Below are 26,356 nucleotides of genomic sequence, written 5' to 3'. Positions count from 1 at the left end.
GGCAACGCCCCGAAACAAGAGGTGGAGCGCTTTACGAGCCTGGGAGCCCGAGCGTCGCCCTGTGGCGCAGCCAACCTTCGCGTATGGCATCGGCTATGATCGGGGTGGAGTCTATCGGTGGATAGCGCCCGCCATCAAGCTGTCCACGGAAAGGATGCACGGCACCCTGGCGCGTGAGTGAGCCGATCAGGGCCGAGATCTTGGCATGCCCCCCCGTAGGCTCGAAAACCAGGATCGGTACGCCTGTCGCCGCCGCCTCGCCGAGCATGTTGGTCGAGTCCGCGGTCACCACGACAGCGTCGGCGTTGGCGAGCAAGGCGAGGTAGGGGTTATCGCCCTTGCCGTCCCACCACCATCCGCCATGGCGCGCGAAGGCCGCGGCGACTGCGGCGGAGAGCGCGGGCGGCGTGCGGCGCGACGGGGAGCCCATCAGCCGGGCACCGGAGGCCGCGAGGGCGTCGAGCTGGCTGGCCAGGCGCTCTGTGTCGGCTGGGGTGAAGCGGTGGTGCCGGCTGTCTCCCCCAATCAGAACGGCGACGCGCGGCGCGGCGAGGGCGGCGATCGGTGCCGGCGGCGCGTGGCGCGCGGCGGCGAGCTTGTCCTGCGTCAGGCGGTGCGGCGAGGTCGTGGTGACCAGGATGTTCTCGCCGCGTAGCCGGTCATGCTCCGAAACCCAGATCAGGTCGGCCGTGCCGGCACCGGTGCGCGGATCCTTGAGGAAGACGGTGAAGGTCCGGCCGTTCGACGCCTTCTTCACAGCGCGCAGATAGGCGACGGCGCGCCGCCCGGAAGCGATCGCAATGTCCGGGAAGGGCGGCCGGATCGGGCTGCCCGGCCTGTCGGGCGCCTCGCGAGGGTCGATGGGGCCACGCGGCATCAGCCAGGCGAAGGGCTTCCGGGGCGCGACGTGGCGGCGCTCCGGGACGACGCCGAGGCGCTCGGCCACGCCCAGGCACTGCAGCTCGTCGCCGGCCTTGCCGTCGGTCAGGATCCAGATCGTCGGATCGGTTTTCGGGTGCATGGTCGTCGGTGCCCGTGGCATGCGCCTTGTATCGCCTGCCGCCGCCGTCTACACCAGCGCCACCCGCCTCAGAGGATGTTCATTGCCGGCGAAACTCGACGATATCGACCTGCGCATCCTGCGCGAGCTCCAGGCCGATGGTCGCATGACCAATGTCGAGCTGGCGAGCCGTGTCGGCATCTCGCCGCCGCCCTGTCTCAGACGTGTCAGGGCCCTCGAGGAGGCCGGGTTGATCCGCGGCTATCACGCCGATCTCGACGAGCGGAAGCTTGGCTACGAGGTGGTCTGCTTCGCCTTCGTTCATCTGGCGAGCCAGGCGGAGGCGGACCTCGCCGCCTTCCAGGCCCGCATCCGGGACTGGGCGACCGTGCGGGAGTGCTGGACGCTTTCCGGCGATATCGACTACGCGCTGAAATGCGTCGCCCCGGACCTGAAGGCGTTTCAGGATTTCGTCGCGGACCTCACCGCGACTCCCAATGTCCGCAATGTTCGCACCGCGCTGACACTGGAGCGCGTCAAGGACGAGCCGATCGTGCCGTTCGGCTGAAGTCCGCTCAGCCGGCGACGTAGCGCTTGATCCACCAGGCGTTGTTGCGTGCGAGTGCCTTGAGGCGGCGCTGGTCGATGTCCGGCCGGTACCAGGCGCCCGCTCCTGCCGCGGATTCCGTCGACATGATCGGCCAGCTGCCGAGTTCGCGGCCCGAGCGGTCGTAGAGCGTCGCGACGCTTTCGAGATAGTCGTTGCTGCCGCCGCCATTCGCCATCCGGCTGCCGCCGCCGCCGGCATAGCTGGCAAGCCAGAGACTGTTGACCGTCACGACGAGGCGATTGCCGGCGCCGGGATGGAAGGCGCCTCCGAGAATATCGGCCAGGGTGCGTTGGAGCTCGGCTGCGACAAGGTTGACGTGGTCGCCCCAGGCATCGGTGACGTTCCGGGAAAAAGCGATCCGGATCGAGCCGATGGCAGCGCCCTGTGCCAGCGCGGGCCGGGTTGCGGCCGGCAGCAGCGCCGCAAGGGCGGCCCCGAGCGAGAACACCAGGAAACGGCGGCGCGTCGTCATGATCTTCATCTCCGATGGCTCCTCTACCGAATGTAGGTGCGCGCGAGCGATAATCCACGGCCGCGGTGTAAACTGGCGCTGCCGGCCTCAGTGCCGCCGAACGCTGCCTGCGCAGACGGCGGTCTCGCCCGGCATCCCGGCATGCTCTAAGCCGTTGCAGGAGGGGAGAATCGTATGGAACGTTGGCTGACGGAGTTCGTGAAGCTGTGGGTGGTGATCGACCCGATCGGCACCTTGCCTGTCTTCCTGGCGGTTACGGCCGGAATGGCGGCGGGTTCCGCGCGCCGTGTCGCCATACAGGGGACGCTCGTTGCCTTCGCGGTGCTGGTGTTCTTCGTGGTGCTCGGCCAGATTCTGCTGAACGCGATGGAGATCGAGCTCAGCTCCTTCCAGATCGCCGGCAATATCGTGCTGTTCCTGTTCGCCCTGACGATGATCTTCGGCGAGTCCAAGCTCGAAGAGGACCAGAAGCTGCTGCGTTCCTCCGATCTGGAGAAGGCCGTCTATCCGCTGGCGATCCCCAGCATCGCCAGCCCCGGCGCGATGCTGACGGTGATGACGGTCACGGACAATTCGAAGTTCAGTATCCCCGAGCAGATGGAAACGCTGGTTCAGATCGGCCTGATTCTCGCCCTGCTGCTGCTGTTGCTGTTCGGTGCGTCACGCATCATCGCGGTCATCGGTAACGCCGGCGCGAGCGTGATCAGCCGGGTCATGGGCCTGATCCTGGCCAGCGTCGCGGTCGATGGCATCATCAAGGCGCTTCGGGTGGTCCTGACGGGGTAGGGTCCGGCACACCGGGAACCCCCCGGACAGCCATCCCGCCATGCCCCTCAGCGGAAGTCGACGCCGACGATCTCGTAGGACTTGCCGCCGCCGGGCGTGTTGACCTGCACGGAATCGCCGACCTTCTTGCCGATCAGTGCACGCGCGATCGGCGAGCCGATCGAGACCTTGCCCGACTTCACGTCGGATTCGGGCTCGCCGACGATCTGGTAGCTCTTCTCTTCCTCGGTGTCGTCGTCGATCAGCTTGACGGTCGCCCCGAACTTCACCGTGTCGCCGCCGAGCTTGGAGACGTCGATGATGTCGGCTCGGCCGATCAGAGACTCCAGCTCCATGATGCGGCCTTCATTCAACGACTGCGCTTCCTTCGCCGCATGATATTCGGCGTTTTCGGAGAGGTCGCCCAGCGCGCGCGCTTCGGAGATCGCCGTGATGATGCGTTGGCGCTCGACCTGCTGGCGGTGCTTAAGCTCCGTTTCCAAGGCGGCGAAGCCGCCCGCAGTCATTGGAACCTTTTCCATCTTTCCGTCCCGTAAGCTTCGAAAGCGCGGGTGCCGCCGGCCGCATGGGCCACCGGCGGTTGCCGCGCTTCCACTCGATATTTGAACCTCGGCGCGAGCGGCCCCGTCAAGCCGCACGTTCGAAGTAGGACTGCAGCGACCGTACTTCGAGATCACCGCGGCAATAGGCCTTGATGCCTTCGGCCGCGGCGATCGCGCCTGCCAAGGTGGTATAATAGGGCACCTTGTGCAAGAGGGCGGCGCGCCGGAGCGATCGGGAATCGGCGAGGGCCTGCGGGCCTTCGGTGGTGTTGAAGATCAGCTGGATCTCGCCGTTCTTGATCGCGTCGACGCAGTGCGGGCGCCCCTCCAGCACCTTGTTGATCCGGGCCGCGTCGATGCCGGCCTCCTGCAGCAGCTTGAGCGTGCCGCCGGTGGCGAGAATTCGGAAGCCGAGATCGGCAAGGATCCGGACTGCCGGCACGATGCGGGGCTTGTCCTCGTCGCGCACCGAGACGAAGACCGTGCCCTTGACCGGCACTTTCGAGCCGGCGCCGAGCTGGCTCTTGGCGAAGGCGACGTCGAAGGAGCGGTCGAGGCCGATGACCTCGCCGGTCGAGCGCATCTCGGGGCCCAGCAGCACATCGACGCCGGGGAAGCGGGCGAAGGGGAACACCGCTTCCTTGACACCGACATGGCCGAGGCTGGCGGGCTTCAGATCGAAGGAACCCAGCGTCTCGCCCGCCATGACACGCGCGGCGATCTTGGCGATGGGCTGGCCGATGACCTTGGCGACGAAGGGCACCGTGCGCGAGGCGCGCGGATTGACTTCCAGGACGTAGATCACCCCGTCCTTGATGGCATATTGCACGTTCATCAGGCCGCCGACATCGAGCGCGAGCGCCATCGCACGAGTCTGGCGCTCCAGCTCGGCGATGATATCGGCCGAGAGCGAGCGCGGCGGCAGCGAGCAGGCCGAATCACCGGAATGGATGCCGGCCTCCTCGATATGCTCCATGATGCCGGCGACGAAGACGTCGCGCCCGTCGCTGAGGCAGTCCACATCGACCTCGATCGCATCCGACAGGTAGCGGTCGAACAGCAGCGGGTTCTTGCCGAGAACCGTGTTGATCTGGCCGGTCTTGTCGTTCGGGTACTTGGCCTTGACCTCCGAGGGGATGAGCGAGGGCAGCGTGCCGAGCAGGTAATCCTCGAACATCACCTCGTCGCGGATGATCGCCATGGCGCGGCCGCCGAGCACATAGGAGGGGCGCACGACGAAGGGCAGGCCGAGCTCGCCGGCGATGATGCGGGCCTGCTCGACGGAATAGGCGATGCCGTTCTTCGGCTGTTTCAGGCCGAGCTTGTCGAGCAGGCGCTTGAAGCGGTCGCGGTCCTCGGCGAGGTCGATCATGTCGGGCGAGGTGCCGAGGATCGGGATGCCGGCCTCTTCCAGCGCATTCGCCAGCTTCAGCGGGGTCTGGCCGCCGAACTGGACGATGACGCCGTGCAGCGTGCCGTTCTGCTTCTCCGTCTCGAGGATCTCGAGCACGTCCTCGACCGTCAGCGGCTCGAAATAGAGTCGGTCGGAGGTGTCGTAATCGGTCGAGACCGTCTCGGGGTTGCAGTTGACCATGATGGTCTCGTAGCCGACGTCGCGCAGCGCGTAGCAGGCGTGGCAGCAGCAATAGTCGAACTCGATGCCCTGGCCGATGCGGTTCGGCCCGCCGCCGAGAATGACGACCTTTTTGCGGTCGGAGGGATTGGCCTCGTCGGCAGCCTTGCCGGCGAAGGGCATGGCATAGGTCGAATACATATACGCGGTCGGCGAGGCGAACTCGGCGGCGCAGGTGTCGATGCGCTTGTAGACCGGGCGGACCTCCAGCGACTTGCGCAGGGCGCGCACCTCGGCCTCGGTCTTGCCCGAGACGGCGGCGAGGCGCTTGTCGGAAAAGCCCATCGCCTTGACCTGGCGGAAGGCGCCCGGCGTCTGCGGCAGGCCGAATTTGCGGACCTTTTCCTCGGTCTCGACGATGCCGCGCATCTGGGCCAGGAACCAGGGATCGATCTTGCAGGTCTCGTGAATCTCGGCGTCGCTGAAGCCGAGACGCATGGCCTGCGCGACATGCAGGATGCGGTCGGGCGTCGGCGTCGAGATCGCGGCCTTGACGGCGTTGCGGTCGTCGCCGAGGCCCAGACCCTCGACCTCGATCTCGTCGAGCCCGTCGAGGCCGGTCTCCAGCGAGCGCAGCGCCTTCTGCAGGCTTTCCTGGAAGGTGCGGCCGATCGCCATCGCCTCGCCGACCGATTTCATCGCGGTCGTGAGCGTCGGTTCGGAGCCCGGGAACTTCTCGAAGGCGAAGCGCGGGATCTTGGTGACGACATAGTCGATCGTCGGCTCGAAGGAGGCGGGCGTCGCGCCGCCGGTGATATCGTTCTCGATCTCGTCGAGCGTGTAGCCGACGGCCAGACGCGCCGCGACCTTGGCGATCGGGAAGCCGGTCGCCTTCGACGCCAGCGCCGAGGAGCGCGAGACGCGCGGGTTCATCTCGATGACGATCATCCGGCCAGTGGCCGGATCGATCGCGAACTGCACGTTGCTGCCGCCGGTCTCGACGCCGATCTCGCGCAGCACCGCCAGCGAGGCGTCGCGCATGATCTGGTATTCCTTGTCGGTCAGCGTCAGCGCCGGGGCGACCGTGATCGAATCGCCGGTATGCACGCCCATCGGATCGAAATTCTCGATCGAGCAGACGATGATGCAGTTGTCCTTCTTATCGCGGACGACCTCCATCTCGTATTCCTTCCAGCCGAGCACGCTTTCCTCGATCAGGACCTCGCTGGTCGGGGAGGCGTCGATGCCGCGCTCGACGATGTCGATGAACTCGCCCTTGTTGTAGGCGATGCCGCCGCCGGTGCCGCCCATGGTGAAGGACGGCCGGATGATCGCGGGCAGGCCGATATCCTCGAGCGCGTCGAGCGCCTGGCCGAGCGTCTTGATGTGATGCGAGCGCGGGGTCGAGAGCCCGATCTTGGTCATCGCCTCGCGGAACAGCTCGCGGTCTTCGGCCTTGTCGATCGCCTCGGCGGTGGCGCCGATCATCTCGACGTTGAACTTCTCCAGCACGCCCATCTTCTTGAGCGAGAGCGCGCAGTTCAGCGCGGTCTGGCCGCCCATGGTCGGCAGCAACGCGTCGGGGCGCTCCTTCTCGATGATCTTGGCGACTACCTCGGGCGTGATCGGCTCGACATAGGTCGCGTCGGCCAGTTCCGGATCGGTCATGATCGTCGCCGGGTTCGAGTTGACCAGGATGATGCGGTAGCCCTCGGCCTTCAGCGTCTTGCAGGCCTGGGTGCCGGAATAGTCGAACTCGCAGGCCTGTCCGATGATGATGGGGCCGGCGCCGATGATCAGGATGGACTTGATGTCTGTGCGCTTGGGCATGGTCTCGACCGGTCTTGAGCAGGCGCGCGCAAGGCCGGTCCGATCGGGCGAGCGGAGCCGAGGCGAGCGTCTGAATGAATGCTAGGCGCTCGCTATAGACGGGCAAGGCCGCGGAAGGAAGGGAAAACCGCGGCCTATCCGCATCAACGCACAGGCCGCGGCGCCGGCAGTACCAGATCGACCTCGAGCGGTCGCGCCGTGGCGCGCTTGCGGCGCAGGGCGATGAACAGCAGCCCGAGCGCAACGACCTCGCAGGCTGCACCGACGAAGCCGAGCGGCCAGGTGCCGGCGTGGCGCATCACCTGCTGGCCGAGCGCCGCGCCGGCCGCGATGCCGAAATAGAGCGCCGAGGCATTGAGCGAGAGGGCGACGACCGCGGCGTCCGGCGCCATCGCCGCCAGCCTGGACATCTGCGCGGGATGTCCGGCCCAGCCCGCACCGCTCCAGACCATGATCACGAGCGGCAGCAGATAGACCGCGATCGTGGGCGGCAGGGTCACCGCGACGAGCGAGGCGGCGACCAGCGAAGCCGCCAGCAGCGTCAGCACCACGGACAGCGAACGCTCGGGGCCGAAGCGATCGCTCGCCATGCCGCCGAACTGGTTGCCGAGCGCGGAGCCGATGCCCGAGAGCACGAGCGTCGCCGCCAGCCAGGGACCGGCGATGCCGGCATGGTTGGTGAGGAAGGGCGCGATGTAGGTGTAGAGGACGAAGGCACCGGTGGTCCAAAGCATCGTCGTGCCCAGCGCCAGCAGCACGTCGCCGCGTCCAGCCACCTGCAGGCGCTCGCGCAAGGTGTTGGTGCCGTGCGGCAGGCCGGACGGCAGCTTGGCGAGCAGCCCCGCCAGGGACAGTGCGCTCAAGGCCGCGACGATCAGGAAGGCCAGGTACCAGCCGCCGAAGCCGACGACGGCGGTGCCGATCGGGATGCCGAGAATCAACGAGACGGTCATGCCGCCCGTGACCAGCGCGATGGCGCGGCCCCGCCGCTCGGGCGGCGAGATCGCCACGGCGACGGCGTTGGCGGCAGGCATGAACACACCGGCGGCCAGCGCCATGACGATGCGCGCCAGGACGACGACGGCGAAGTCGGTGGCGAAGGCGGCGCCGAGATTGGCGAGGCCGAAGACTGCCATCGCACCGATCAGGACGCGCTTGCGGTCGGCATCGCCGAGCACTGCGGACAGGATCGGCGAGCCGATCGCATAGGCCAGCGCAAAGATCGAGATGAGGAGCCCGGCGGTGTCGATCGAGACGCCGAGGCCGGAGGCGAGATGGGGCAGGATGCCGGTGACGATCAGGCTGCCCGTGCCGATGGCGAAGGCGCCGCCGGCGAGCGACAGGAGACGGATATCCATGGGAGTGATCCTTGCCTTGTGAAGGCGATCTTAGAATTTCAATGATCGTTGAATTTTAAGATCGCCCCGCGATATCTGCAAGGTTAATTTCAAGAATCGTTGAATCTTGTCAGGAGCGGTGGCTTCGCCTATCTGGTCGGATATGAAGCCGCTGTTCCATCCCGATATCGACGATGTCGCGCCGGCGGACATTTTCGCGGCCCTGGCCGATCCGATCCGACTGGGGATTCTCGTGGCGCTGTCGAGTGCCACCGAGATGGACAAGGCGCGCTGCAGCAACTTCGTCGGGCTCGCTTCGCCCTCGCTGCTCTCCTACCACTTCGCCAAGCTGCGCGAGGCCGGGATCACCCATATGCGCATCGAGGGGACGTCGCGCTATCTCAGCATCAGGCGTGCGGATCTCGATCGGCGCTTCCCGGGATTGCTCGACAGCGTCATCGAGGCGGCCCAGCGCGATCCCGGCCTGCCGCGAATCTCCGAGGAGCCGGCGACGAAGCCCTGAGCCCGCCCGCATTCGCGTTGACAGGCTTCCGCAAGGGTATACCGTTCCCGCTTCCGCGATGGCGTCGAGCCGGATCGCGCGAGCATGCTCCGGCCACGCCCGAACCCGAGGAGCATGGCCATGCGTGCAGCCGACCCTCAAAAACTCGATGATCTGATGGGGCGTCTCGTCGGTGACGTGGGCGCCTCCGTGACCGGGGCCCTGATCGTCCTGGGCGACCAGCTCGGCCTCTACAAGGCGATGGCGGATGGCAAGCCGGTCACCTCCCAGGCGATGGCCGCGAGGACGGGCTTCAAGGAACGCTATATCCGCGAATGGCTCGCCGGGCAGGCCGCTGCCGGCTATGTCGACTACGACGAGGCCAGCGACAGCTTCAGCCTCTCTCCCGAGCAGGCGATGGCATTTGCGGAGGAGGACAGCCCGGCCTTCTTCGCCGGGGCCTTCGAGGTCGTCCAGTCGATGTGGGTCGACGAGCCAAAGGTCGAGGAGGCCTTCAGGAGCGGCAAGGGGCTTGGCTGGCACGAGCACAGCACATGCCTGTTCCGCGGCACCGAGCGGTTCTTCCGCCCTGGCTACAACGCCCACCTGACGGCGACATGGATCCCGGCGCTCGACGGCGTCGAGGACAAGCTGCTGCAGGGGGCGAGCGTCGCCGATGTCGGCTGCGGACACGGCTCCTCCACCATTCTGATGGCTCAGGCCTATCCAAAATCACGCTTCTTCGGCTTCGACTACCACGGGCCGTCCATCGAGCGGGCGCGCGAAGCGGCAGAGCAAGCCGGCGTCGGCGACCGCATCGTCTTCGAACGCGCCTCGGCCAAGGACTTTCCGGAGGGGAAATACGATCTCGTGACGATGTTCGACTGCCTGCACGACATGGGCGATCCGGTCGGGGCGGGCCGGCATGTCAAGGAGGCGCTCGCGGCGGATGGAAGCTGGATGATCGTCGAGCCCTTCGCGTGCGACAGCCTGAAGGAGAACCTCAACCCCGTGGGGCGCATCTACTACGGCGCCTCGACGATGATCTGCACGCCGGCTTCGCTGTCGCAGGAGGTCGGGCTCGGTCTCGGCGCCCAGGCTGGCGAGATGCGCTTGCGCAAGGTGGCGCTCGATGCCGGATTTTCGCATTTCCACCGGGCGACCGAAACGCCCTTCAACATGGTGTTCGAGGTCAAGTCCTAGTCCGTCGCCATGCCTTTGCCGCCGGTCGGAGGCGGCGGCGCTCCCGGCAGCGGCGCGGCTTGGCGGCGAGACCGGCGCGAGGCAAAAAATCATTCGCCCCGCGCCGCCGATGCTCTAGGAAGCGCGGATGCCGTTTCGCCGTTATCCGCGACAGTTCCGCCAGCTCGTGACCTATGCCCTCGCCGGCGGGCTGACGGCGGTGGCGCATTACGCCGTGCTGATTGCGCTGGTCGAGGGCGCGCAGCTCGATCCCGTGCCGGCGACGCTGGCCGGCTTCGTGGTCGGCGCCCTCGTATCGTATACGCTGAACCGCTGGATGACCTTCGATGCCACGCGCAGCCATGCCGAGGCGGGCTGGCGGTTCGCGCTGATCGCCGCCGGCGGCTTCGTGCTCACCGGCCTGCTGATGCATCTGTTCGTCAGCCGCCTCGGATTGCCCTACCTGCCGCTGCAGCTGGTCACGACCGGGATCGTGATGGTGTTCTCGTTCCTCGGCCATAAGTTCTTCAGCTTCGCCGATCGCACGGCCTGAACGGGTACACCCAGCCTTCGCAGCCTCACTGCGGCGCGACGGTGAGCGTCAGTTGCCGCCGGCCGACGCGGCCTTCCTTGTCCGTCGCTTCGATCTCGAGGACATGCTTGCCGGGGGGAACCACGACCGAGGGGGCTTCGATGCCGGCGGGCGTGATGTAGGGCTTGACGCGGTCGGTGATATCGACCGGTGGCTGGCGTCGGTAGAAGACGCGTACCGTCGCAGGGTCGACGGGGACGCCGTTGCTCGACAGGAAGCGCACCGAGAGGCGGAACGGCTTGCCGTCCACGCCTTTGTCCGGCGTCGGCAAGGTGTCGATCGCGGGACCGCGCGTCAGGTTGCGCGTGCTCGCCGCGGCGGTCGCCGCAGCAGGCAGACCGGCCTCGGCGCGAGTGATCAGCTGAATCGGTTCGGCTGCGTACGAGGCACCAGAGAGGGCGGAGAAGACGACGGCGGCAGGCAGAATGTGCCGGATGAGCACGGACTCGATCATCCTATTCTATTTCACTCCCAGAATTCCGGCGACGAGGCCGGCAATGGCAGAGATCGCGGTGGTGGCCATCAGAATGGTGGTCTCGATGGTCTTGAGGGTTTCCATCGGGATCTTGCCATGAACGGCCTGCAGCCCCCGTCGCAATTCCGGCAGCGAGACGACGCCGCGCGCGCTGAGCGCCGCCTGCGTCACGCGCAGCAACATCCCCGAGAAAAGGGAGGCACCGATGCTCAGCGCGTAGAAGAAGGTCTCACGCCAGGCTGCCGGCCCCTGCGGAAGGAGCGGTATATTGTCGTGCCAACCCAGCCACGCGTTCATGGTCGCGACGGAAATAATCGCGAAAGCGATGACGACGGCAATGTCGAACGTGATCAGGCGCGGTCGGATGCCGAAATAGATCAGGCCCGTGGCGAACGGAATCGCGATCGAGGCGAGACGCAGCGCCCAGAGCGGCAGGTCGAGCCACAGCACCACGGAACCATAGGCACCGAGCAGCAGCAGGAAGCCGAGCGGCAGCACCCAGAAGCGTCGACGCGAAGCCGTGTGAGGAGCCGGCTCTTCGGCTACGGGGATGTCTTCGGGCAGTGCGGGGGCTATCGTCGCGGTCCGCGATGGCGGTATCGCGGCACGTGCGGCCTTCTCTTCCTCGGCCCGTTTTTCGAAGGCGCAGAGGCGCGTCTCCAGCGCTTCGAGGCGGCTGAGAAGCGGCAGGACCGGCGTCAGGTCGCGGCCGCAGCAACGGCAGGACAGCACGCCCCGATTGAGCATGGCGTCACAATAGGGACAGGCGAATTGGTCCTGCACGGCCATTCCGGGCTTCACGGCAAGCGCGCTCAAAGCCATATCCGCCGCTGCGAATCAAGGGCTTCTGACGCATCCAGCTACGGAACGTCTTGGAAATGGCGTCTGGGAGCAGCTGTGCTCCGCGGTTCAGGCGGGCCGCAAGGCCTTGAAGGTCATCCGGTGCGGGTTGTGGCCGAAATTCGACGGCCGCTGGACATCGACGAAACCGGCTGCCCGGAGGAGGTCGCCGAGTGCTTCGGGCGTGTAGGTCGAGAGGCCGTACTGCGCGCGCAGCTTGCGATAATCCGAGAAAACCGTGCGAACAAGCCCAGCCAGCGCCGCCAGGAAAAAGCCGCCGCGCCAGCCGAAGGCGAGGAGTTGCGTGGCGTCGGTCAGCGGGCTGACATCGGGTGGAATGACATCGGCGACGACCAGGGCTCCGCCGGGCGCGAGCTTGGCATGCCAGGTCGCCAGCAGCGTCGTCAGCTCGTCGCGGGAGAGGTACTGGATCAGCGAGTTGGCGACGATGAGATCGAGCGTCGCTTCCGGCAGCGCCGCGACCTCCTCCGGTGAGACGACGACGATCCTTTCCAGTCTGCCGAACTGCCCGCGCAGCTTCTCCCGAACAGTCGGCGCCGCCTCGCAGAGATAGAGCCGGCCGCAGGCCGCGGCGACCCGAGATGCATCGAGCGCTTCGCCGCAGCCATGATCGAGCACCGTCGCGCCAGGCGAGGGTATATGGACGATCAGATCGGTCGCGATCCGCCGATAGTGCAAGGTCTTGTGGCGCGAAGAGACATAGATCGCATGCTCGCCGTTCCAGAAATCGCGCCAGGACATGGGTTCGGTCGCTCCTCCGAGACACTGGCTCTAGCCGCATGCGGGCGCCCTCTGCAACTGGCGGGTTTCGGGGCGGTGCCGTTTCCGCTTAACTCGCACGCGGCGCTGATACGACCGAGTCTGGACGGAGACGCCGATGCTGCTGCTGCCGCGATTGCTCAAACGGTTCATCCGCCACGGCCGCCTGACGGTCATCACGCCCGACGGCAAACGGCATGTCTTCGGCGCCGGACCGGCGGAACTGCTCTTTGCTGGCGTCACCAAGACGGCGCCTGCCGTCACCGTGCGCTTCCACGACAACCGCGTCGAGCGCGAGCTCTTCCTCAATCCCGAGCTCGCCTTGGCTGAAGGCTATATGGACGGGCGGATCGATTTCGAGGAAGGCACGATCCACGACCTGCTGACGCTGTTCTGGCTGCAGCGCCGCGAGATGCGCAAGGATCCGCTGCAGCAGGCGATCCGCAAGATGCGCTTCAAGATCCGGCGCTGGCGGATGCATAACCCGCTCGGCGTCGCCGGGAAGAAGGTCAAGCATCATTACGACATTCCGACCGATTTCTACCGGCTCTGGCTCGACGAGACGATGACCTATTCCTGTGCCTACTGGCACAGTCCCGAGGTCGGGCTGGAGAACGCGCAGAAGGCGAAGCTCCGCCATATCGCCGCCAAGCTCAAGATCGAGCCCGGCATGAGCGTGCTCGACATCGGCTCCGGCTGGGGCGAATTGGCGATCTATCTCGCCAAGGCCTGCGGCGCGAAGGTCACCGGGCTCAACGTCTCACCTGACCAGATGGCGGCAGCCCAGAAGCGAGCCGAGGCGGCCGGCGTCGGCGATGCTGTGACGTTCATCAACAAGGACTATCGCGAGCTCGGTGGTACGTTTGATCGCGTCGTCTCGGTCGGCATGATGGAGCATGTCGGCGTCGCGCATTACGGCGAGTATTTCGAGAAGATCCGCGACCTGCTGACCCCGGACGGGATCGCGCTCGTCCATTGCATCGGCCGCGTCGGGCCGCCCGGCTTCACCGGACCGTTCTTCGACAAGTACATCTTCCCCGGGGGCTATGCGCCGGCATTGTCGGAGGTGTTCGCGGCGCAGGAGCAGACGGGCCTGTGGGCGTCCGACTGCGAGCTCTGGCGCCGGCATTATCACTGGACACTGGAGGCCTGGCGCGAGCGCTTCATGGCGAAGCGCGAGGAGGTCGTCGCGATGATGGGCGAGCGCTTCGCCCGGATGTGGGAATTCTACCTTTGCGCCTGCTCGATCTCCTTCGATATCGGCGGCGACATGGTGTTCCAACTCCTGCTCGGTCAGCACAAAAGCGCCGTCCCGATCATCCGCGACTACATCGCGGATGACGAGAAGGCGCTGGAGGCAAAAGGATTCTGATCAGCGCTTGAGGTTGACGACCACCACCCCGGCGAGCGCCATGGCGCCGCCGATCAGGCCGAAGACCGTGGGGATTTCGCCCAGCCACAGAAACCCGATCAGCATCGCCATCGGCGGCACCGCATACTGGAAGTTCGAGGCGCGGGCCGCCGGCAAGCGCGACAGCGTGATCGCCCAGGTGCCGTAGGCGACCAGGCTCGGCACCACCGCGAGATAGACCACCGACCAGAAGGAGATGCTCGGCGCGGCTTTAGCCTGCTCGATGGCCGAAGGTAGGAAGGGCAGCAGCACGAAGCCGCCGATCGCCATGTTCCAGGCAGCGACATGGAGCGGCTTGTAGCGGGCGAAGAGCGGCTTCTGCACGACCGTGGTGATGGCGTTGCAGAAGGCGGCGCCGAGGATCAGCAGCACGCTGATACCGATCTCGACATCGAGCCCCTTGCCGAGCGCGATCACTCCGATGCCGGCGAAGGACAAGGCCGTACCGACCCAGGCGGTCAGGCTGAACCGCTCGCCCAGGATCATCATGGCGAGTACGGCGGTCATGATCGGGTTGGTGTTGATGATGAAGGCGGCGGGGCCGGCCGGCACGACGCGCTGGCCGAAATTCAAGAGCAGCGCATAGCCCGCGATGAAGATCACGCCGCCGACGAGGAAGCGCCAGATGTCGCCGAGCTCGGGCAGCTTCGCGCGTGTCGCGATGAGGAAGAGCGCGGCGGGACCACCTGCGAGCGCGAAGCGCAGCGCGGCCATCTCGGCCGGGCCGAAACCGGCGAGCCCGGCGCGGATCGCCGGGAAGGAGGAGGCCCAGGCCATGACCGTGAAAGTGACCGTGAAGACCAGCGTCGGATCGAGGCGCTGGGAGCCTGAGGCGGCGAGGGTGGGTGAAGCGCAGCTTGAGGAGGACATGGCGTCGATCCATCGGTGATGAGCAGTTGCTCCCGATAAGCGCCTCGGCGAGCTGATTGACAAACGAACAATTCGCGCATGAGCTGTGAGAATGGATCACAGCTCGAACCTGCCGCCGCTCGATACATTGCGCGCCTTCGAGGCGGCCGCGCGCACCGGAAGTTTCTCTGCCGCCGCCGAGGCACTGAACCTGACCCATGGTGCCGTCAGCCGGCAGATCGCCAAGCTAGAGCATTGGCTGGGCCTGCGCGTCTTCCTGCGGCAGGCGCGCGGTGTTTCGCTGACGCCGGAAGGCCAGCGCCTGCTTCAGCGCACGCAGGAGGCTTTTGCGCTGATCGCCGATAATTCCGAGCGCTGGCGCGAGGTGCGGGGCGCTTCGGTGGTGCGGGTCAGCGCCCCGCCTTCGGTCTGCGCGCTCTGGCTGATGCCGCGGCTGGCCGTGCTGGAGGCGGGGACGCCCTCGCTGCGGATCGTACTGCAGGTCGAGCATCGCAAGGTGGATTTCGAGGAGGAGGGCGTCGATCTCGGCATTCGCTGCGGGCGTGGCGGCGCGCCGGACCGGCTCTCGCTCAAGCTGTTCGAGGAATGGTGCTTTCCGATCGCCTCGCCTAGGCTTGCTGAGGCGATCGGGGAGGGCGCGCCGGAGCGCCTGCTGGCGCAGCCGCTGATCCACGATTCCGATGCCGCCGGCTGGAAGGCCTGGTTCGCGGCGCAGGGGCTGGATTATCGCCCGCGCCCGCAGGATCGGCGTTTCGAGGACTATAATCTCGTGCTCGACGCGGCCGCGCATGGGCTCGGCATCGCCCTGGCGCGGCCTCCGCTGGCGCGCGAGCAACTGGCGGCGGGGCGGGTTGTCCGTGTGGATGAGCGTGAGGCGCTGAACCCGGTCTCCTACTGGCTCGACCGGCCTTTGGGGGCGCTGCGACCCTCGGCGGCGGCCTTGGCCGAGCGGATTGCGCTCGAAGCGGGAGCCGATCGCGGGGAGATCGCGGCCTTTCTTAGCCGGGAAGCCAGAGTGGCTTGATCAGCGCAGGCTGTGCCGCGGCGCCGCGAACTCGCCACGCTGGCTGGCGCGGGCCATCTCGAAGCTGTCGGCGATGCGCCGCGCCCGGACGATGAAGGCTTGCGCGATATCAGGCGGGCAGACTTCGTGCGCGGTGATCTCGAACAGGTCGAGCCAGCGGTCGAAATGCTTGCCTTCCAGGGGCAGGATCAGATGCGGGCGCATCGGGCGGCCGTCGTAGCGGCCCGTGCGCAGCATCACGCCGCTCCAGAAATCGGTGATCTTGCCGATATGGTGGTCCCAGTCCTCGACGGCGGCCGCGAAGACCGGGCCGATCAGCTTGTCCTCCCGGGCCCGCGCATAGAAGGTGCGCACGAGCTCCGCGATCATCGGCTCGCGCAGGTCGGGATGGGCGGCGCCCGGGTAGAGCAGGGGATTGTCAGACATCGCTGGGGTCTTCGCGTTTCCGGCATTCTCTTAGGAGAGGCTCGCGAAGGCTAGGCCTGCGCGACCTCTGCGACCTTGTGAGGCAGGGCGGAAGATGGCGCCGCTTCGGCATGGCCATGCTCCAGGAACAGACGCATCTCCTCGGCGAGGGCAAAGAAGCGATCGCGCACCGCCTTGGCATGCGGGTTGGCGCGCTCGATCGCCATGAAGACATTGGGCGCGTCGTAGCGGACCATCTCGGTCGCCTGCATCAGGAGGTCGAAGCTTGCCGTGGTCATCGTCCGGGGCAGGGGCTCCATGCGGACCAGGATCTTGGCGATGAGGTGTGTCAGCCCCTGCACCATCGCAACCTCGCGGTCATGGGCATCGGCGGTGGTGACGACGACCTTCAGCTTCAGGACATGGCGCAGGAAGGCAGCGATGCGCGGAGTGCTGCGGCCTCTGATGGGGCATAGCGCGATCTTGAGGCCGGCGAGCCCGTTGCGGGCGCTCTGCGGGCCGAATAGCGGGTGCGTGCCGATGATCTCGACATTATCAGGCAGCGCCGCCTGCATGGCGCGAGCCGGGCCGATCTTGACCGAGCCGACATCGAGCACGATGGCGCCGGCCTTGAGATGCGGGCGCAAGGCTGCAATCGCCTCGGGGATCGCCGGGACGGGGACGGCGAGGATGATGATGTCGCAGGCCGCGACCTCCGCCGCGCTGGCTGGCTGTAAGCCCTTGCCGCTCGCATCGGCTGCAGGCGCGCTGTCGGGATCGCAGACGCGCAGGGCAAAATGCGGCTGGAGATGGCGGGCCATCAGGCGTCCGAAGGCGCCGAAGCCCATGATGCCGATGGTGGTAATCGCTCTGATCTTGGAGGACATCGTTCTCGCTCGGTTGAGAGCCGCGATGCCGGGTGATCTGCCTGAATTCAACCGCCAGCGCGGCGGTTGAACATGGGAATGCCACCGCCTCTATGAGGACGGGGCGTAATAGCCGTGAAGGAAGGCGTGCAGGCCGATCATGCTCCGCTTAAAGCGCGCGTGACCAACCCTTGTCAATCCAGCGGCGGCGAGTAGGGCGTCGGCGTGAGAATGCGATCTTCGATCGCGCCGACCATGTCGCCATGCTCGATCCTGGTGACGCGCTTGATCTCGGCCCATTCCGGATCGGCCATGAAGCTCGCCCAACTTTTGGTCTTCGTCGCGATGTCCGGCCAGGCAAGGATATAGGCGAATTCGGTACGCCCGGCGCTTGCCGTCTCCCACATGGCGACGATACGGAAGCCATGGCGGGCCATGATGCGCGCGGCATGGTCGCGAAAGCGGGCATGGAAAGCCGCCTTGTTGCGCTCGAAGATCTCGTAGATGCGCAACTGGTGGATCACGCCCGCCTCCTGCAACGCTCAGGCCGCCTTCTTCGCCTTCTCGGCCGCCATCAATTCGATGAAGCGGTTGAAGAGATAGTGGCTGTCCTGCGGGCCGGGCGAGGCTTCCGGGTGGTGCTGGACGCTGAAGGCCGGGCGGTCGGTCAGCGCGATGCCGCTGTTCGAGCCATCGAACAGCGAGACATGGGTCTCGACCGCGTTATCCGGGAGGCTTGCCGGGTCGACCGCGAAGCCGTGGTTCATCGAGACGATCTCGACTTTGCCGGTGGTCTTGTCCTGCACCGGATGGTTGGCGCCGTGGTGACCCTGCTTCATCTTCATGGTCTGGCCGCCGATGGCGAGCGCCATCATCTGGTGTCCCAGGCAGATGCCGAAGGTCGGGACCTTCTTCTCGAGCAGTTCCTTGATGACGGGCACGGCATATTCGCCGGTCGCGGCCGGATCGCCCGGGCCGTTGGAGAGGAAGATGCCGTCGGGATTGAGCGACAGGATGTCGGCGGCGGTCGCGGTCGAGGGCACGACGGTGACGTCGCAGCCGGCCTTGGCGAGCAGGCGCAGGATGTTGCGCTTCACGCCGTAGTCGATGGCGACGACCTTGTAGCTCGCCGCCTCGCGCTTGCCATAGCCCGCTGGCCAGATCCAGGGCGTCTCGTCCCAGTCGTAGCGCTGGGCGGCGGTGACGAGCGGGACGAGGTCGAGGCCGGCCATATCGGGCAGTTCGGCGGCCTGCTTCTTGAGGCGCTCGACGTCGAAGACGCCGTCCGGGCTATGGGCGAGGATGGCGTTCGGCATGCCCTTGTCGCGGATGAGCGCGGTCAGCGCGCGAGTGTCGACGCCGCAGATGCCGACGATGTTGCGGGCCTTCAGCCAGGAATCGAAATGCCGGTTCGCGCGCCAGTTCGAGGGCTCGGTGATCGCGGCATGGAGCACGCAGCCGCGCACGCCGGAAGAGGCGGCGGCGTTCACGGTCTCGGTGTCCTCCTCGTTCACGCCGACATTGCCGACATGCGGGAAGGTGAAGGTGATGATCTGCCCGGCATAGGACGGGTCGGTCAGGATTTCCTGATAGCCGGTCATCGCCGTGTTGAAGCAGACCTCGCCCGGTGCCTCGCCGACGGCGCCGAGGCCGAAGCCTTCCAGCACCGTGCCATCAGCCAGCACGAGGAGTGCGGTCGCGCGCGGTTCGGTCCAGCCGGTCTCGGCGGGGTTTCCTTCGGAAGCGCTCATGTCTATGTCTCGGTCCAGGCCGCGCCAGCGGCAGAATGCGGGGGCGGGGTTGCAGAAATCCACTCCGCCGGTCTGGAACGCGAGCCATAAAGAGCCGGGCGCGACCCGTCAATGAAGCTTGGCGCAGGCCGCACAGGACAAAAGAGCAAGAGAAAAGGACGAATGCGATGACCAGCCTGCGCGAGCGCTTCACGGCCGACATGAAGGAAGCGATGAAGGCCGGCGAGAAGGCGAAGGTCGCGGCGATCCGCCTGATCAGCGCCGCGCTGAAGGAAAAGGACATCGAGGCGCGCGGCGCCGGCAAGGGCGAGGCCACGCCCGACGAGATCCTCGGCGTGCTGCAGAAGATGATCAAGCAGCGCCAGGAGTCGATCGCGATCTACGACGCCAACGGCCGCCCGGAACTTGCCGAGGGCGAGCGCGCCGAGGTCGCGGTGATCGCCTCCTACCTGCCCAAGCAGATGTCGGAGGAGGAGGTGAAGGCCGCGATCGCCAAGGCCATCGCCGAGACCGGCGCGACTGCCGTCAAGGACATGGGCAAGGTCATCGGCGTGCTACGCGCCGCCTACGCCGGGCAGATGGATTTCGGCAAGGCCAGCCCGATGGTAAAGGCGGCGCTGGGCGGCTGAGCGCTGCTAGCTGCGAACTACTTGCCGGTCATGCTCGGGCGCGACCTGAGCATTTCGCAAAGCAGCGCCCTTTGGTCATGAGATTCTCGGGTCAGCGCTTCGCTGCGCCCGAGAATGACAGCTTCGTCCCGACGACGGCGCTTGTGGATATTGCCGACAAGCTTCGTCGCGACCGTGTTCGAGGTTGGCTTTCCATCGCTTAGGGGCCACATCAGACAACATGAAGTTCCCGCCCTCCGTCCTTGAGGAAATCAAGGCGCGGCTGCCTGTCTCGGCGGTCGTGGGCAAGCGCGTGCGCCTGCAGAAGGCGGGGCGCGAATGGAAGGGGCTCTCGCCCTTCAACGCGGAGAAGACGCCATCCTTCTTCGTCAACGACCAGAAGGCCTCCTTCTTCGATTTCTCCTCCGGCAAGAATGGCGACATCTTCAAATTCGTGATGGAGACCGAGGGGCTCTCCTTCCCGGAAGCCGTCGAGAAGCTTGCTGCCGAAGCCGGAGTCGTCCTGCCGAAGGTCACGGCCGAGGCGCAGGTCCAGGAGGAGAAGCGGAAGGGGCTGCACGAGGTCGTGGAGCTCGCGGCGCAGTTTTTCGAGGCCGAATTGATGGGCGAGCGCGGCGGGCCGGCGCGGCGCTATCTCGCCTCGCGCGGTCTCGATGGCGAGGCGCGCACACGCTTCCGCCTTGGCTACGGCCCCGCCGACCGCTTCGCTCTGCGCGACCATCTGGCCGGGAAGGGGGTCCCGGCCGAGCTGATGACGGAGGCGGGGCTTCTGGTGCATGGCGAAGAGATCGCGGTGCCTTATGACCGCTTCCGCGACCGGGTGATGTTCCCGATCCATGACGCGCGCGGCCGCGTCGTTGCCTTCGGCGGGCGGGCGATGAGTTCGGAGGTTGCGGCGAAATATCTGAACTCGCCGGAGACGCCGCTCTTCCACAAGGGCCATCTGCTGTTCAACCACCACAACGCCCGCAAGGCCTCGCACGACACCGGGCAGGTGATCGTGGTGGAGGGCTATGTCGACGTCATCGCGATGTCGCTCTCGGGCTTTCCGCAGACGGTGGCGCCGCTCGGTACGGCGCTGACCGAGGACCAGCTCGGCCTGCTCTGGCGCATGGCCGACGAGCCGGTGATCTGCCTCGACGGCGACAAGGCGGGCCGCAAGGCCGCGAGCCGCGCGATCGATATCGCGCTGCCGATGCTCGAACCCGGCAAGTCGCTCTCCTTCGCGCTGCTGCCGGACGGGCAGGATCCCGACGACCTCGCTCGCTCGGGTGGACGGCAGGCGATCGCAGAGGTGGTCGCGGCGGCGCGTCCACTGGTCGACATGCTCTGGCAGCGCGAGGTCGAGGCCGGCCCGCTCGACACGCCGGAGCGGCGCGCGGCATTTGAGCGGCGCCTGAAGGAGCCACTCGGGCAGATCCGCGATGAGACGACGCGCAAGCACTACCGCCGCGAAATGGACGAGCGGCTCGCTCAGCTCTTCGCCAGCGCCGCTCCGACGCGTGGCGAGCGTGGTGGGCGGGAGGGCCATTTCCAGCGTGGGCGTGGCGGCGGCGGGGCAGGGCGCGGTGGCTTCCGGCAGGTTCCGCCCTGGCTCGCCGGCCCCTTGCGGGCTTCGAGCGCGCTGACGCAATCGCGGCTGGTGACGAAGCTGCGCGGCGAGGATACGCGCGAAGCCTTCATCCTGCTGGCGCTGGCGAGCCATCCCGAGCTCATCCTGCGCTGTGTCGACGAGATCGCGGAATTATCGCTCGACGGGCCGGCGGCGGAGCGCCTGCGGCAGGCGCTGCTCGACGCGGTGGAAGATGCGCTCGACCGCGAGACCCTGGCGAATCGCCTGGCGCAACCGCGGGTGCGGGAGGCCTATAACCAGCTCATGGCGGTGACCGGACCGGCCGAACGGAGAAAACTTGCGCAAGACGCTGATCCTGAATCGGTTTTCGACTCGATTCATCAAGCGCTCGTCTTGCATCATCGCGCGCGAACGCTAAATAGCGAGTTGAGAGCAGCCGAGCGCGCATTGGCTGACGAAGCGACCGAAGCCAATTTCGCCTGGATCAAGGACGTAAAGGCCCGCCTCGAGACGATCGAAGGCACGGAGGCCATGTCCGAGGATTGATTGCCCAGCGAATGGCGGGAGCCGTCGATGCGTGCGCAAGCTGCAGGGTGGTTCACGATTCGTCAACGACGTTGCGTGCCATCTGCAGGTGAGTGATTTGGGTGGGTGAGCGCGCCGGGCCTGCGGTCGCGCCGCCCTTTTATGCGTCGGTATGGAGCCTTGTCTCCGAGGCCGGCGCGCGAATGCGGAGCGCTGATTGATGGCGACGAAAGCGAGCGAACGGGAAAAGACCGATCAGGTCGTGCCGGATGCCCCCCCGACGACCGACGGCCCCCTGCTCGACCTGACCGATCAGGCCGTAAGGCGGATGATCAAGCTCGCGAAGAAGCGCGGCTATGTCACCTATGACGAACTGAACGAGGTTCTGCCTTCGGAGGAATTCTCCTCGGAACAGATCGAGGACGTGCTCGGCCAGCTCAGCGAGCAGGGCATCAACGTCGTCGACAACGAGGACCCGGAAGCCGCCGGCGAAGAGCGCGCCAACCGCAAGGAAAACGGCGCGGCCGACGAGGACGAGGTCGAGGGCGGCGACCTGGTCGAGGCCTCGCGCCAGACCCTGCCGACCGAGACCAAGCGCAATCTCGAGCCGAGCGAGCGCACCGACGATCCGGTGCGGATGTATCTGCGCGAGATGGGCTCGGTGGAGCTTCTCTCCCGCGAGGGCGAGATCGCCATCGCCAAGCGCATCGAGGCCGGCCGCGAGGCGATGATCGCGGGGCTCTGCGAGAGCCCGCTGACCTTCCAGGCGATCATCATCTGGCGCGACGAGCTCGTCGACGGCAAGGTGCTGCTGCGCGACATCATCGATCTCGAAGCGACCTATGCCGGCCCCGACGGCAAGAATCCGACCGTCGCCGGCGAGGAAGAGGCCGAGGAAGGCGAGCAGGCCGAGACCGCGGAGGGGGAGACCCCGCCGGAGATGGACGACGACGACATGGAGAACAACGTGTCGCTCTCGGCCATGGAGTCCGAGCTGAAGCCGCGCGTGCTCGAAACCTTCAACGCCATCGCCGACGACTACAAGAAGCTGCGCCGCCTGCAGGACCAGGACATCGCCAACCGGCTGGAGAACACCAAACTCTCGCCGTCGCAGGACCGCAAGTACAAGAAGCTCAAGGACGACATCATCACCGCGGTGAAGTCGCTCTCGCTCAACAACAACCGCATCGAGGCGCTGGTCGAGCAGCTCTACGACATCAACAAGCGCCTGATCGGCCATGAGACGCGCCTGCTGCGCCTCGCCGAGAGCTATGGCGTCGCGCGCGACGATTTCCTGAAGCAGCATGTCGGCGGCGAGCTCGACCCGAAATGGCTGCTACGGGTGTCGAAGCTCGGCTCGCGCGGCTGGAAGGAATTCGTCGCGGCCGAGAAGGACCGGATCAAGGACCTGCGCGAGGAGGTGCACACGCTCGCCTCCGAGACCGGGCTGGAGATCCAGGAATTCCGCAAGATCGTGCTGATGGTCCAGAAGGGCGAGCGCGAGGCCCGTCAGGCCAAGAAGGAGATGATCGAGGCCAACCTGCGCCTCGTGATCTCGATCGCCAAGAAGTACACGAACCGCGGCCTGCAGTTCCTCGACCTGATCCAGGAGGGCAATATCGGCCTGATGAAGGCGGTCGACAAGTTCGAGTACCGCCGGGGCTACAAGTTCTCGACCTACGCGACCTGGTGGATCCGGCAGGCGATCACCCGCTCGATCGCCGACCAGGCCCGCACGATCCGCATCCCCGTGCACATGATCGAGACGATCAACAAGATCGTGCGGACCTCGCGCCAGATGCTGCACGAGATCGGCCGCGAGCCGACCCCGGAGGAACTGGCCGAGAAGCTGGCCATGCCGCTGGAGAAGGTGCGCAAGGTCCTGAAGATCGCCAAGGAGCCGATCTCGCTGGAAACCCCGATCGGCGACGAGGAAGATTCGCATCTCGGCGACTTTATCGAGGACAAGAACGCGATCCTGCCGATCGACGCCGCGATCCAGTCGAACCTGCGCGAGACGACGACCCGCGTGCTGGCCTCGCTCACGCCGCGCGAGGAGCGCGTGCTGCGCATGCGCTTCGGCATCGGCATGAACACCGACCATACGCTCGAAGAGGTCGGTCAGCAGTTCAGCGTCACCCGTGAGCGTATCCGCCAGATCGAGGCGAAGGCGCTGCGCAAGCTGAAGCATCCGAGCCGGAGCCGGAAGCTCAGGAGCTTCCTCGACAACTGAGATAAAACGAAGGGCGCCATTGGCGCCCTTCTTCATTTCCAGCAATTGCATATCAGCGACAGGTCATCCCGGACGCAGCGAAGCGGAGATCCGGGATCCATGCCTGAACCTCAACCGGAAGCGCTCCGGCATGGATCCCGGGTCAAGCCCGGGATGACGCCGTGTTTCCGAGCAAGATCAACATGCCCTAGCTATTCTTCGTGTCGCGCCCATCCGGCTCTTTGGCTACCCCTTTGAACGGTCCGGGGCTGTCCTTGCGTTCCATGAAATGGCCGGTGCGCTCGTCGCGCTTCTGCCAATCTCCATTCGGCTGTTGAAACTGCGTTCTGCCCGTCACGGCACCTTGACGGTGCCCTTTACCGGTATTGGTAGCCACTGCTGCCTCCTGGCCTGGAACAAAGCATAAACATTTTCTGATTCGAGGCAGGCGTCAAGCCTCTGCCTGCCGTTACGCGCGTTTGGTTCCGCCACAGTTCTGCTAAAGTCGCTTTGAAGATCAGTGCTTCCGTCGGAGGAGAGCAGATGACCGGTATCCCAACGCCCGAAGAGATCGAGGCCGCCCAGACCGCGCTCCAGGCACAAGCCCAGAGCGAGCCGAAGCAGGAAACGGGGTCCGCCACGGCCGACATCATCGGCGGCGCGCTCGATATCGCGGGAACCGTCACGGTCGATGTGGCCGGGGCCGTGGTCCAAGGCGTGGGGACCGTTGCCGTGGCAACCGGCGAGGCGGTCGTCGCCGTCATCGGCGGCATCTTCGAAGGGCTGAGTTCCTGATGTCCCCCGAATTCCTGCTGACCTCGCTGATCATCGTCGCTTCACCCGGCACGGGCGCGATCTACACCATCGCTGCCGGGCTGACGCGCGGCTCGCGGGCGAGCGTGCTCGCCGCCTTCGCCTGCACGATCGGCATCGTGCCGCATCTGATCGCGGCGATGATGGGGATCGCGGCGCTGCTGCATGCCAGCGCACTTGCTTTCGCCATCGTGAAATATGCCGGCGTCGCCTATCTGCTCTACATGGCCTGGCAGACGCTCAAGGAGCATGGCGCGCTCAAGGTCGAGACCAAGGCGGATGCGCGCTCGGCCTGGCTCGTGCTGCGCGACGGGCTTGCGCTCAACCTGCTCAACCCCAAGCTCTCGATCTTCTTCGTCGCCTTCCTGCCGCAGTTCATCGTGGCCGGCGAGGCCAACCCGGGCGCGCGCATGCTGGAACTCTCGGGCGTGTTCATGGCGATGACCTTCATCGTCTTCGCGCTCTACGGGCTCTTCGCCGCGGCGATGCGCGACAAGGTCATCAGCCGCCCGGCGGTGATGGCCTGGCTGCGCCGGAGCTTCGCCGCCGCCTTCGTCGCGCTCGGCGCCAAGCTCGCGCTGACCGAGCGCTGATGGCGCGGCAGACGATCCTGAGCGTCGAGACGCGCGGGCCGGGGCTTTACGAGTTCACCGACCGCGTCGTTTCCTTCGTGAGGGACAGCGGCGAGGCGAGCGGATTGCTGACGCTGTTCGTGCGTCACACCTCCTGTTCGCTGCTGATCCAGGAGAATGCCGACCCGGATGTGCGCCGCGATCTCGACGCGTTCTTCCGCAGGCTGGTGCCGCCGGCGGATGATCCGGCGATGGCCTATCTCGTTCATCGCGACGAGGGACCGGACGACATGCCTGCCCATATCAAGGCGGCGCTGACGCCGGTCTCGCTCTCGATCCCGGTGATGGGCGGGCGCCTCGCGCTCGGCACCTGGCAGGGCATCTATCTGTTCGAGCACCGCCGGATGCCGCATCGGCGCGAGGTCGCCCTCCACCTTTCGGCGTAAGCGATCAGGCCGGCGGCGCCACCACGAGCGCGACGAGGCGCCGGACGAGCGGCAGCACGAGGAGCAATGTCGGGAAGGCGACGAGCCAGGACAGGGCCCAGGCGCCGGGCCAGGTCCAGAGGAACTCTGCTGTGAAGCCGAGGGCCTTCACGGTCGAGATGCCGGAGACGACGAAGGTCATCAGGATCGACAGGAAGAAGGGCATCACCACGCCGGCATAGCGGGCGGGGAGGCGAGGGAAGGCAGGGCTGGACATAAGTCAGGCTTTCGCAAGAGGCAGGCCGTTCGGAGGCATCCGATACGACTTGGCCGAATGGTGCGTTGCCTGACGTGAGACGCTTACGAACGGGATGGAAGCCCGGTGGCGGCTCCATTAGGTGATCCGAACGGGATTGCCAAGGCGGTCTACCGCGCTGCGAACAGATCCTGTTCCGGCAGAGGCTCCCAGGCTTCCCCTGCGCCGACGAAGCAGCTTCTGCCGGCGGGGTTGGTGGCGAGCAGGGTCCAACTGCCGGTCGGCCCGACATAGAGCTCGAACAGGACACCGCTCTCGGCCAGCCCGCTGCCGATCATGCGTTCGCCGAAGGTGTCGCGAAGCTGGCCGACGACATGGCTGCGATCGGCGCAGGGCGGCTCGCGCGGTGTGGGTTGCTGGGCGAAAGCGGGGGCTGTGACCGTCGCACCGACGAGCCACGCGGTCATCAGGATTCTGCTGAGTGTCATGACCACCTCCCTGTC

At 66.3% G+C, this 26,356-nt stretch carries 29 protein-coding genes; 13 read left to right on the top strand and 16 right to left on the bottom strand.

What is annotated here, in order from left to right; all coding sequences use genetic code 11:
- Positions 1 to 31: 31 nt before the first annotated feature.
- Complete coding sequence (locus BGO20_RS15835) at positions 32 to 1,042, bottom strand: mitochondrial fission ELM1 family protein (protein ID WP_291660277.1); 1,011 nt, start codon at positions 1,040 to 1,042, stop codon at positions 32 to 34.
- 61 nt (positions 1,043 to 1,103) lie between these two features.
- Here BGO20_RS15835 and BGO20_RS15830 point away from each other — a divergent pair, with 61 nt between their 5' ends.
- The gene (locus BGO20_RS15830) at positions 1,104 to 1,568 is read left to right on the top strand and encodes an Lrp/AsnC family transcriptional regulator (protein ID WP_291660278.1); all 465 of its coding nucleotides are present in this window, start codon (positions 1,104 to 1,106) and stop codon (positions 1,566 to 1,568) included.
- Between the two features lie 7 nt (positions 1,569 to 1,575).
- On the opposite strand, the gene BGO20_RS15825 is transcribed toward BGO20_RS15830, so the two are convergent.
- Positions 1,576 to 2,091, bottom strand: coding sequence for a hypothetical protein (locus BGO20_RS15825; protein ID WP_291660280.1), 516 nt, complete (start codon positions 2,089 to 2,091; stop codon positions 1,576 to 1,578).
- Positions 2,092 to 2,256: 165 nt separating this feature from the next.
- Here BGO20_RS15825 and BGO20_RS15820 point away from each other — a divergent pair, with 165 nt between their 5' ends.
- A complete protein-coding gene (locus tag BGO20_RS15820; protein ID WP_291660282.1) occupies positions 2,257 to 2,868 on the top strand; it encodes a MarC family protein in 612 nt (203 codons plus the stop codon).
- A gap of 47 nt (positions 2,869 to 2,915) precedes the next feature.
- Here the strand turns inward: BGO20_RS15820 and greA are convergent, their stop codons facing one another.
- From greA to BGO20_RS15805, 3 genes are all read right to left on the bottom strand, one after another.
- Positions 2,916 to 3,389: a transcription elongation factor GreA gene (gene greA / locus BGO20_RS15815; RefSeq protein ID WP_291660284.1), complete on the bottom strand. Its 474-nt coding sequence runs from the start codon at positions 3,387 to 3,389 to the stop codon at positions 2,916 to 2,918.
- Between the two features lie 106 nt (positions 3,390 to 3,495).
- Positions 3,496 to 6,813 carry a carbamoyl-phosphate synthase large subunit gene (carB, locus tag BGO20_RS15810; RefSeq protein WP_291660285.1) on the bottom strand — a complete coding sequence of 1,106 codons (3,318 nt, stop codon included), beginning with the start codon at positions 6,811 to 6,813 and terminating at the stop codon, positions 3,496 to 3,498.
- A gap of 143 nt (positions 6,814 to 6,956) precedes the next feature.
- Entirely contained in the window at positions 6,957 to 8,171 is a 1,215-nt protein-coding gene (locus BGO20_RS15805) for an MFS transporter (protein WP_291660288.1), read from the bottom strand.
- 118 nt (positions 8,172 to 8,289) lie between these two features.
- Between BGO20_RS15805 and BGO20_RS15800 the strand changes: the two genes are divergently transcribed.
- The 3 genes from BGO20_RS15800 to BGO20_RS15790 all read left to right on the top strand — a co-directional run bounded on the left by BGO20_RS15800 (position 8,290) and on the right by BGO20_RS15790 (position 10,387).
- Positions 8,290 to 8,673 (top strand): ArsR/SmtB family transcription factor, encoded by a 384-nt coding sequence (locus BGO20_RS15800; protein WP_291660290.1) that lies wholly within the window; start codon positions 8,290 to 8,292, stop codon positions 8,671 to 8,673.
- Between the two features lie 120 nt (positions 8,674 to 8,793).
- Complete coding sequence (locus BGO20_RS15795) at positions 8,794 to 9,855, top strand: class I SAM-dependent methyltransferase (RefSeq protein ID WP_291660292.1); 1,062 nt, start codon at positions 8,794 to 8,796, stop codon at positions 9,853 to 9,855.
- 127 nt (positions 9,856 to 9,982) lie between these two features.
- Positions 9,983 to 10,387 carry a GtrA family protein gene (locus BGO20_RS15790; protein ID WP_291660294.1) on the top strand — a complete coding sequence of 135 codons (405 nt, stop codon included), beginning with the start codon at positions 9,983 to 9,985 and terminating at the stop codon, positions 10,385 to 10,387.
- A gap of 25 nt (positions 10,388 to 10,412) precedes the next feature.
- On the opposite strand, the gene BGO20_RS15785 is transcribed toward BGO20_RS15790, so the two are convergent.
- The 3 genes from BGO20_RS15785 to BGO20_RS15775 all read right to left on the bottom strand — a co-directional run bounded on the left by BGO20_RS15785 (position 10,413) and on the right by BGO20_RS15775 (position 12,503).
- Positions 10,413 to 10,880 (bottom strand): hypothetical protein, encoded by a 468-nt coding sequence (locus tag BGO20_RS15785; RefSeq protein WP_291660296.1) that lies wholly within the window; start codon positions 10,878 to 10,880, stop codon positions 10,413 to 10,415.
- A gap of 6 nt (positions 10,881 to 10,886) precedes the next feature.
- Complete coding sequence (locus tag BGO20_RS15780) at positions 10,887 to 11,399, bottom strand: hypothetical protein (RefSeq protein ID WP_291660298.1); 513 nt, start codon at positions 11,397 to 11,399, stop codon at positions 10,887 to 10,889.
- Between the two features lie 411 nt (positions 11,400 to 11,810).
- Entirely contained in the window at positions 11,811 to 12,503 is a 693-nt protein-coding gene (locus BGO20_RS15775) for a class I SAM-dependent methyltransferase (RefSeq protein WP_291660300.1), read from the bottom strand.
- Positions 12,504 to 12,639: 136 nt separating this feature from the next.
- Between BGO20_RS15775 and BGO20_RS15770 the strand changes: the two genes are divergently transcribed.
- Positions 12,640 to 13,893 (top strand): SAM-dependent methyltransferase, encoded by a 1,254-nt coding sequence (locus BGO20_RS15770; protein WP_291660302.1) that lies wholly within the window; start codon positions 12,640 to 12,642, stop codon positions 13,891 to 13,893.
- On the opposite strand, the gene BGO20_RS15765 is transcribed toward BGO20_RS15770, so the two are convergent.
- On the bottom strand, positions 13,894 to 14,802 hold the full coding sequence (locus tag BGO20_RS15765; RefSeq protein ID WP_291660303.1) for a DMT family transporter: 909 nt from the start codon (positions 14,800 to 14,802) through the stop codon (positions 13,894 to 13,896).
- 91 nt (positions 14,803 to 14,893) lie between these two features.
- Between BGO20_RS15765 and BGO20_RS15760 the strand changes: the two genes are divergently transcribed.
- Entirely contained in the window at positions 14,894 to 15,826 is a 933-nt protein-coding gene (locus BGO20_RS15760; RefSeq protein ID WP_291660305.1) for a LysR family transcriptional regulator, read from the top strand.
- Here the strand turns inward: BGO20_RS15760 and BGO20_RS15755 are convergent, their stop codons facing one another.
- From BGO20_RS15755 to carA, 4 genes are all read right to left on the bottom strand, one after another.
- Complete coding sequence (locus tag BGO20_RS15755; protein WP_291660306.1) at positions 15,827 to 16,252, bottom strand: group III truncated hemoglobin; 426 nt, start codon at positions 16,250 to 16,252, stop codon at positions 15,827 to 15,829.
- Between the two features lie 50 nt (positions 16,253 to 16,302).
- A complete protein-coding gene (locus BGO20_RS15750; RefSeq protein WP_291660308.1) occupies positions 16,303 to 17,118 on the bottom strand; it encodes a prephenate dehydrogenase in 816 nt (271 codons plus the stop codon).
- Between the two features lie 173 nt (positions 17,119 to 17,291).
- Positions 17,292 to 17,621 (bottom strand): NIPSNAP family protein, encoded by a 330-nt coding sequence (locus BGO20_RS15745; protein WP_291660310.1) that lies wholly within the window; start codon positions 17,619 to 17,621, stop codon positions 17,292 to 17,294.
- 18 nt (positions 17,622 to 17,639) lie between these two features.
- Positions 17,640 to 18,848 (bottom strand): glutamine-hydrolyzing carbamoyl-phosphate synthase small subunit, encoded by a 1,209-nt coding sequence (carA, locus tag BGO20_RS15740; protein ID WP_291660312.1) that lies wholly within the window; start codon positions 18,846 to 18,848, stop codon positions 17,640 to 17,642.
- A 167-nt stretch (positions 18,849 to 19,015) separates the two neighbouring features.
- On the opposite strand from carA, the gene BGO20_RS15735 reads away from it, so the two are divergent.
- The 3 genes from BGO20_RS15735 to rpoD all read left to right on the top strand — a co-directional run bounded on the left by BGO20_RS15735 (position 19,016) and on the right by rpoD (position 23,808).
- A complete protein-coding gene (locus tag BGO20_RS15735; RefSeq protein WP_291660313.1) occupies positions 19,016 to 19,477 on the top strand; it encodes a GatB/YqeY domain-containing protein in 462 nt (153 codons plus the stop codon).
- A gap of 220 nt (positions 19,478 to 19,697) precedes the next feature.
- The gene (gene dnaG / locus BGO20_RS15730; RefSeq protein ID WP_291660315.1) at positions 19,698 to 21,596 is read left to right on the top strand and encodes a DNA primase; all 1,899 of its coding nucleotides are present in this window, start codon (positions 19,698 to 19,700) and stop codon (positions 21,594 to 21,596) included.
- A gap of 199 nt (positions 21,597 to 21,795) precedes the next feature.
- Entirely contained in the window at positions 21,796 to 23,808 is a 2,013-nt protein-coding gene (gene rpoD / locus BGO20_RS15725) for an RNA polymerase sigma factor RpoD (RefSeq protein WP_291660317.1), read from the top strand.
- 187 nt (positions 23,809 to 23,995) lie between these two features.
- Here the strand turns inward: rpoD and BGO20_RS15720 are convergent, their stop codons facing one another.
- On the bottom strand, positions 23,996 to 24,184 hold the full coding sequence (locus BGO20_RS15720) for a hypothetical protein (RefSeq protein WP_299858304.1): 189 nt from the start codon (positions 24,182 to 24,184) through the stop codon (positions 23,996 to 23,998).
- Positions 24,185 to 24,330: 146 nt separating this feature from the next.
- Between BGO20_RS15720 and BGO20_RS15715 the strand changes: the two genes are divergently transcribed.
- Genes BGO20_RS15715 through BGO20_RS15705 form a run of 3 tightly spaced genes read left to right on the top strand, consistent with a single transcriptional unit; the run spans position 24,331 to position 25,618 of the window.
- Positions 24,331 to 24,582 (top strand): hypothetical protein, encoded by a 252-nt coding sequence (locus BGO20_RS15715; protein WP_299858302.1) that lies wholly within the window; start codon positions 24,331 to 24,333, stop codon positions 24,580 to 24,582.
- Positions 24,582 to 25,193 carry a LysE family translocator gene (locus BGO20_RS15710; RefSeq protein ID WP_299858300.1) on the top strand — a complete coding sequence of 204 codons (612 nt, stop codon included), beginning with the start codon at positions 24,582 to 24,584 and terminating at the stop codon, positions 25,191 to 25,193. Before BGO20_RS15715 ends, BGO20_RS15710 begins: the two co-directional genes overlap by 1 nt.
- A complete protein-coding gene (locus BGO20_RS15705) occupies positions 25,193 to 25,618 on the top strand; it encodes a secondary thiamine-phosphate synthase enzyme YjbQ (RefSeq protein WP_299858297.1) in 426 nt (141 codons plus the stop codon). Before BGO20_RS15710 ends, BGO20_RS15705 begins: the two co-directional genes overlap by 1 nt.
- A 4-nt stretch (positions 25,619 to 25,622) precedes the next feature.
- On the opposite strand, the gene BGO20_RS15700 is transcribed toward BGO20_RS15705, so the two are convergent.
- Both BGO20_RS15700 and BGO20_RS15695 read right to left on the bottom strand, forming a co-directional pair.
- A complete protein-coding gene (locus BGO20_RS15700; protein WP_299858295.1) occupies positions 25,623 to 25,874 on the bottom strand; it encodes a DUF2798 domain-containing protein in 252 nt (83 codons plus the stop codon).
- Between the two features lie 149 nt (positions 25,875 to 26,023).
- The gene (locus BGO20_RS15695; RefSeq protein WP_299858293.1) at positions 26,024 to 26,341 is read right to left on the bottom strand and encodes a hypothetical protein; all 318 of its coding nucleotides are present in this window, start codon (positions 26,339 to 26,341) and stop codon (positions 26,024 to 26,026) included.
- Between the last annotated feature and the right edge of the window lie 15 nt (positions 26,342 to 26,356).

It is taken from the genome of Allobosea sp. 67-29 (genome assembly GCF_001898115.1).
Lineage (GTDB): Bacteria > Pseudomonadota > Alphaproteobacteria > Rhizobiales > Beijerinckiaceae > Allobosea.
Note: the sequence above shows the minus strand (reverse complement) of the source record. Positions and strands in the feature narration are given on the sequence as shown.

Coding starts and splice junctions, on each gene's coding strand:
- BGO20_RS15835 (WP_291660277.1), bottom strand. CDS start 1,042: ATGCCACGGGCACCGACGACCATGCACCCGAAAACCGATCCGACGATC.
- BGO20_RS15825 (WP_291660280.1), bottom strand. CDS start 2,091: ATGAAGATCATGACGACGCGCCGCCGTTTCCTGGTGTTCTCGCTCGGG.
- BGO20_RS15820 (WP_291660282.1), top strand. CDS start 2,257: ATGGAACGTTGGCTGACGGAGTTCGTGAAGCTGTGGGTGGTGATCGAC.
- greA (WP_291660284.1), bottom strand. CDS start 3,389: ATGGAAAAGGTTCCAATGACTGCGGGCGGCTTCGCCGCCTTGGAAACG.
- carB (WP_291660285.1), bottom strand. CDS start 6,813: ATGCCCAAGCGCACAGACATCAAGTCCATCCTGATCATCGGCGCCGGC.
- BGO20_RS15805 (WP_291660288.1), bottom strand. CDS start 8,171: ATGGATATCCGTCTCCTGTCGCTCGCCGGCGGCGCCTTCGCCATCGGC.
- BGO20_RS15795 (WP_291660292.1), top strand. CDS start 8,794: ATGCGTGCAGCCGACCCTCAAAAACTCGATGATCTGATGGGGCGTCTC.
- BGO20_RS15790 (WP_291660294.1), top strand. CDS start 9,983: ATGCCGTTTCGCCGTTATCCGCGACAGTTCCGCCAGCTCGTGACCTAT.
- BGO20_RS15785 (WP_291660296.1), bottom strand. CDS start 10,880: ATGATCGAGTCCGTGCTCATCCGGCACATTCTGCCTGCCGCCGTCGTC.
- BGO20_RS15775 (WP_291660300.1), bottom strand. CDS start 12,503: ATGTCCTGGCGCGATTTCTGGAACGGCGAGCATGCGATCTATGTCTCT.
- BGO20_RS15770 (WP_291660302.1), top strand. CDS start 12,640: ATGCTGCTGCTGCCGCGATTGCTCAAACGGTTCATCCGCCACGGCCGC.
- BGO20_RS15765 (WP_291660303.1), bottom strand. CDS start 14,802: ATGTCCTCCTCAAGCTGCGCTTCACCCACCCTCGCCGCCTCAGGCTCC.
- BGO20_RS15760 (WP_291660305.1), top strand. CDS start 14,894: ATGGATCACAGCTCGAACCTGCCGCCGCTCGATACATTGCGCGCCTTC.
- BGO20_RS15755 (WP_291660306.1), bottom strand. CDS start 16,252: ATGTCTGACAATCCCCTGCTCTACCCGGGCGCCGCCCATCCCGACCTG.
- BGO20_RS15750 (WP_291660308.1), bottom strand. CDS start 17,118: ATGTCCTCCAAGATCAGAGCGATTACCACCATCGGCATCATGGGCTTC.
- carA (WP_291660312.1), bottom strand. CDS start 18,848: ATGAGCGCTTCCGAAGGAAACCCCGCCGAGACCGGCTGGACCGAACCG.
- BGO20_RS15735 (WP_291660313.1), top strand. CDS start 19,016: ATGACCAGCCTGCGCGAGCGCTTCACGGCCGACATGAAGGAAGCGATG.
- dnaG (WP_291660315.1), top strand. CDS start 19,698: ATGAAGTTCCCGCCCTCCGTCCTTGAGGAAATCAAGGCGCGGCTGCCT.
- rpoD (WP_291660317.1), top strand. CDS start 21,796: ATGGCGACGAAAGCGAGCGAACGGGAAAAGACCGATCAGGTCGTGCCG.
- BGO20_RS15715 (WP_299858302.1), top strand. CDS start 24,331: ATGACCGGTATCCCAACGCCCGAAGAGATCGAGGCCGCCCAGACCGCG.
- BGO20_RS15710 (WP_299858300.1), top strand. CDS start 24,582: ATGTCCCCCGAATTCCTGCTGACCTCGCTGATCATCGTCGCTTCACCC.
- BGO20_RS15705 (WP_299858297.1), top strand. CDS start 25,193: ATGGCGCGGCAGACGATCCTGAGCGTCGAGACGCGCGGGCCGGGGCTT.
- BGO20_RS15700 (WP_299858295.1), bottom strand. CDS start 25,874: ATGTCCAGCCCTGCCTTCCCTCGCCTCCCCGCCCGCTATGCCGGCGTG.
- BGO20_RS15695 (WP_299858293.1), bottom strand. CDS start 26,341: ATGACACTCAGCAGAATCCTGATGACCGCGTGGCTCGTCGGTGCGACG.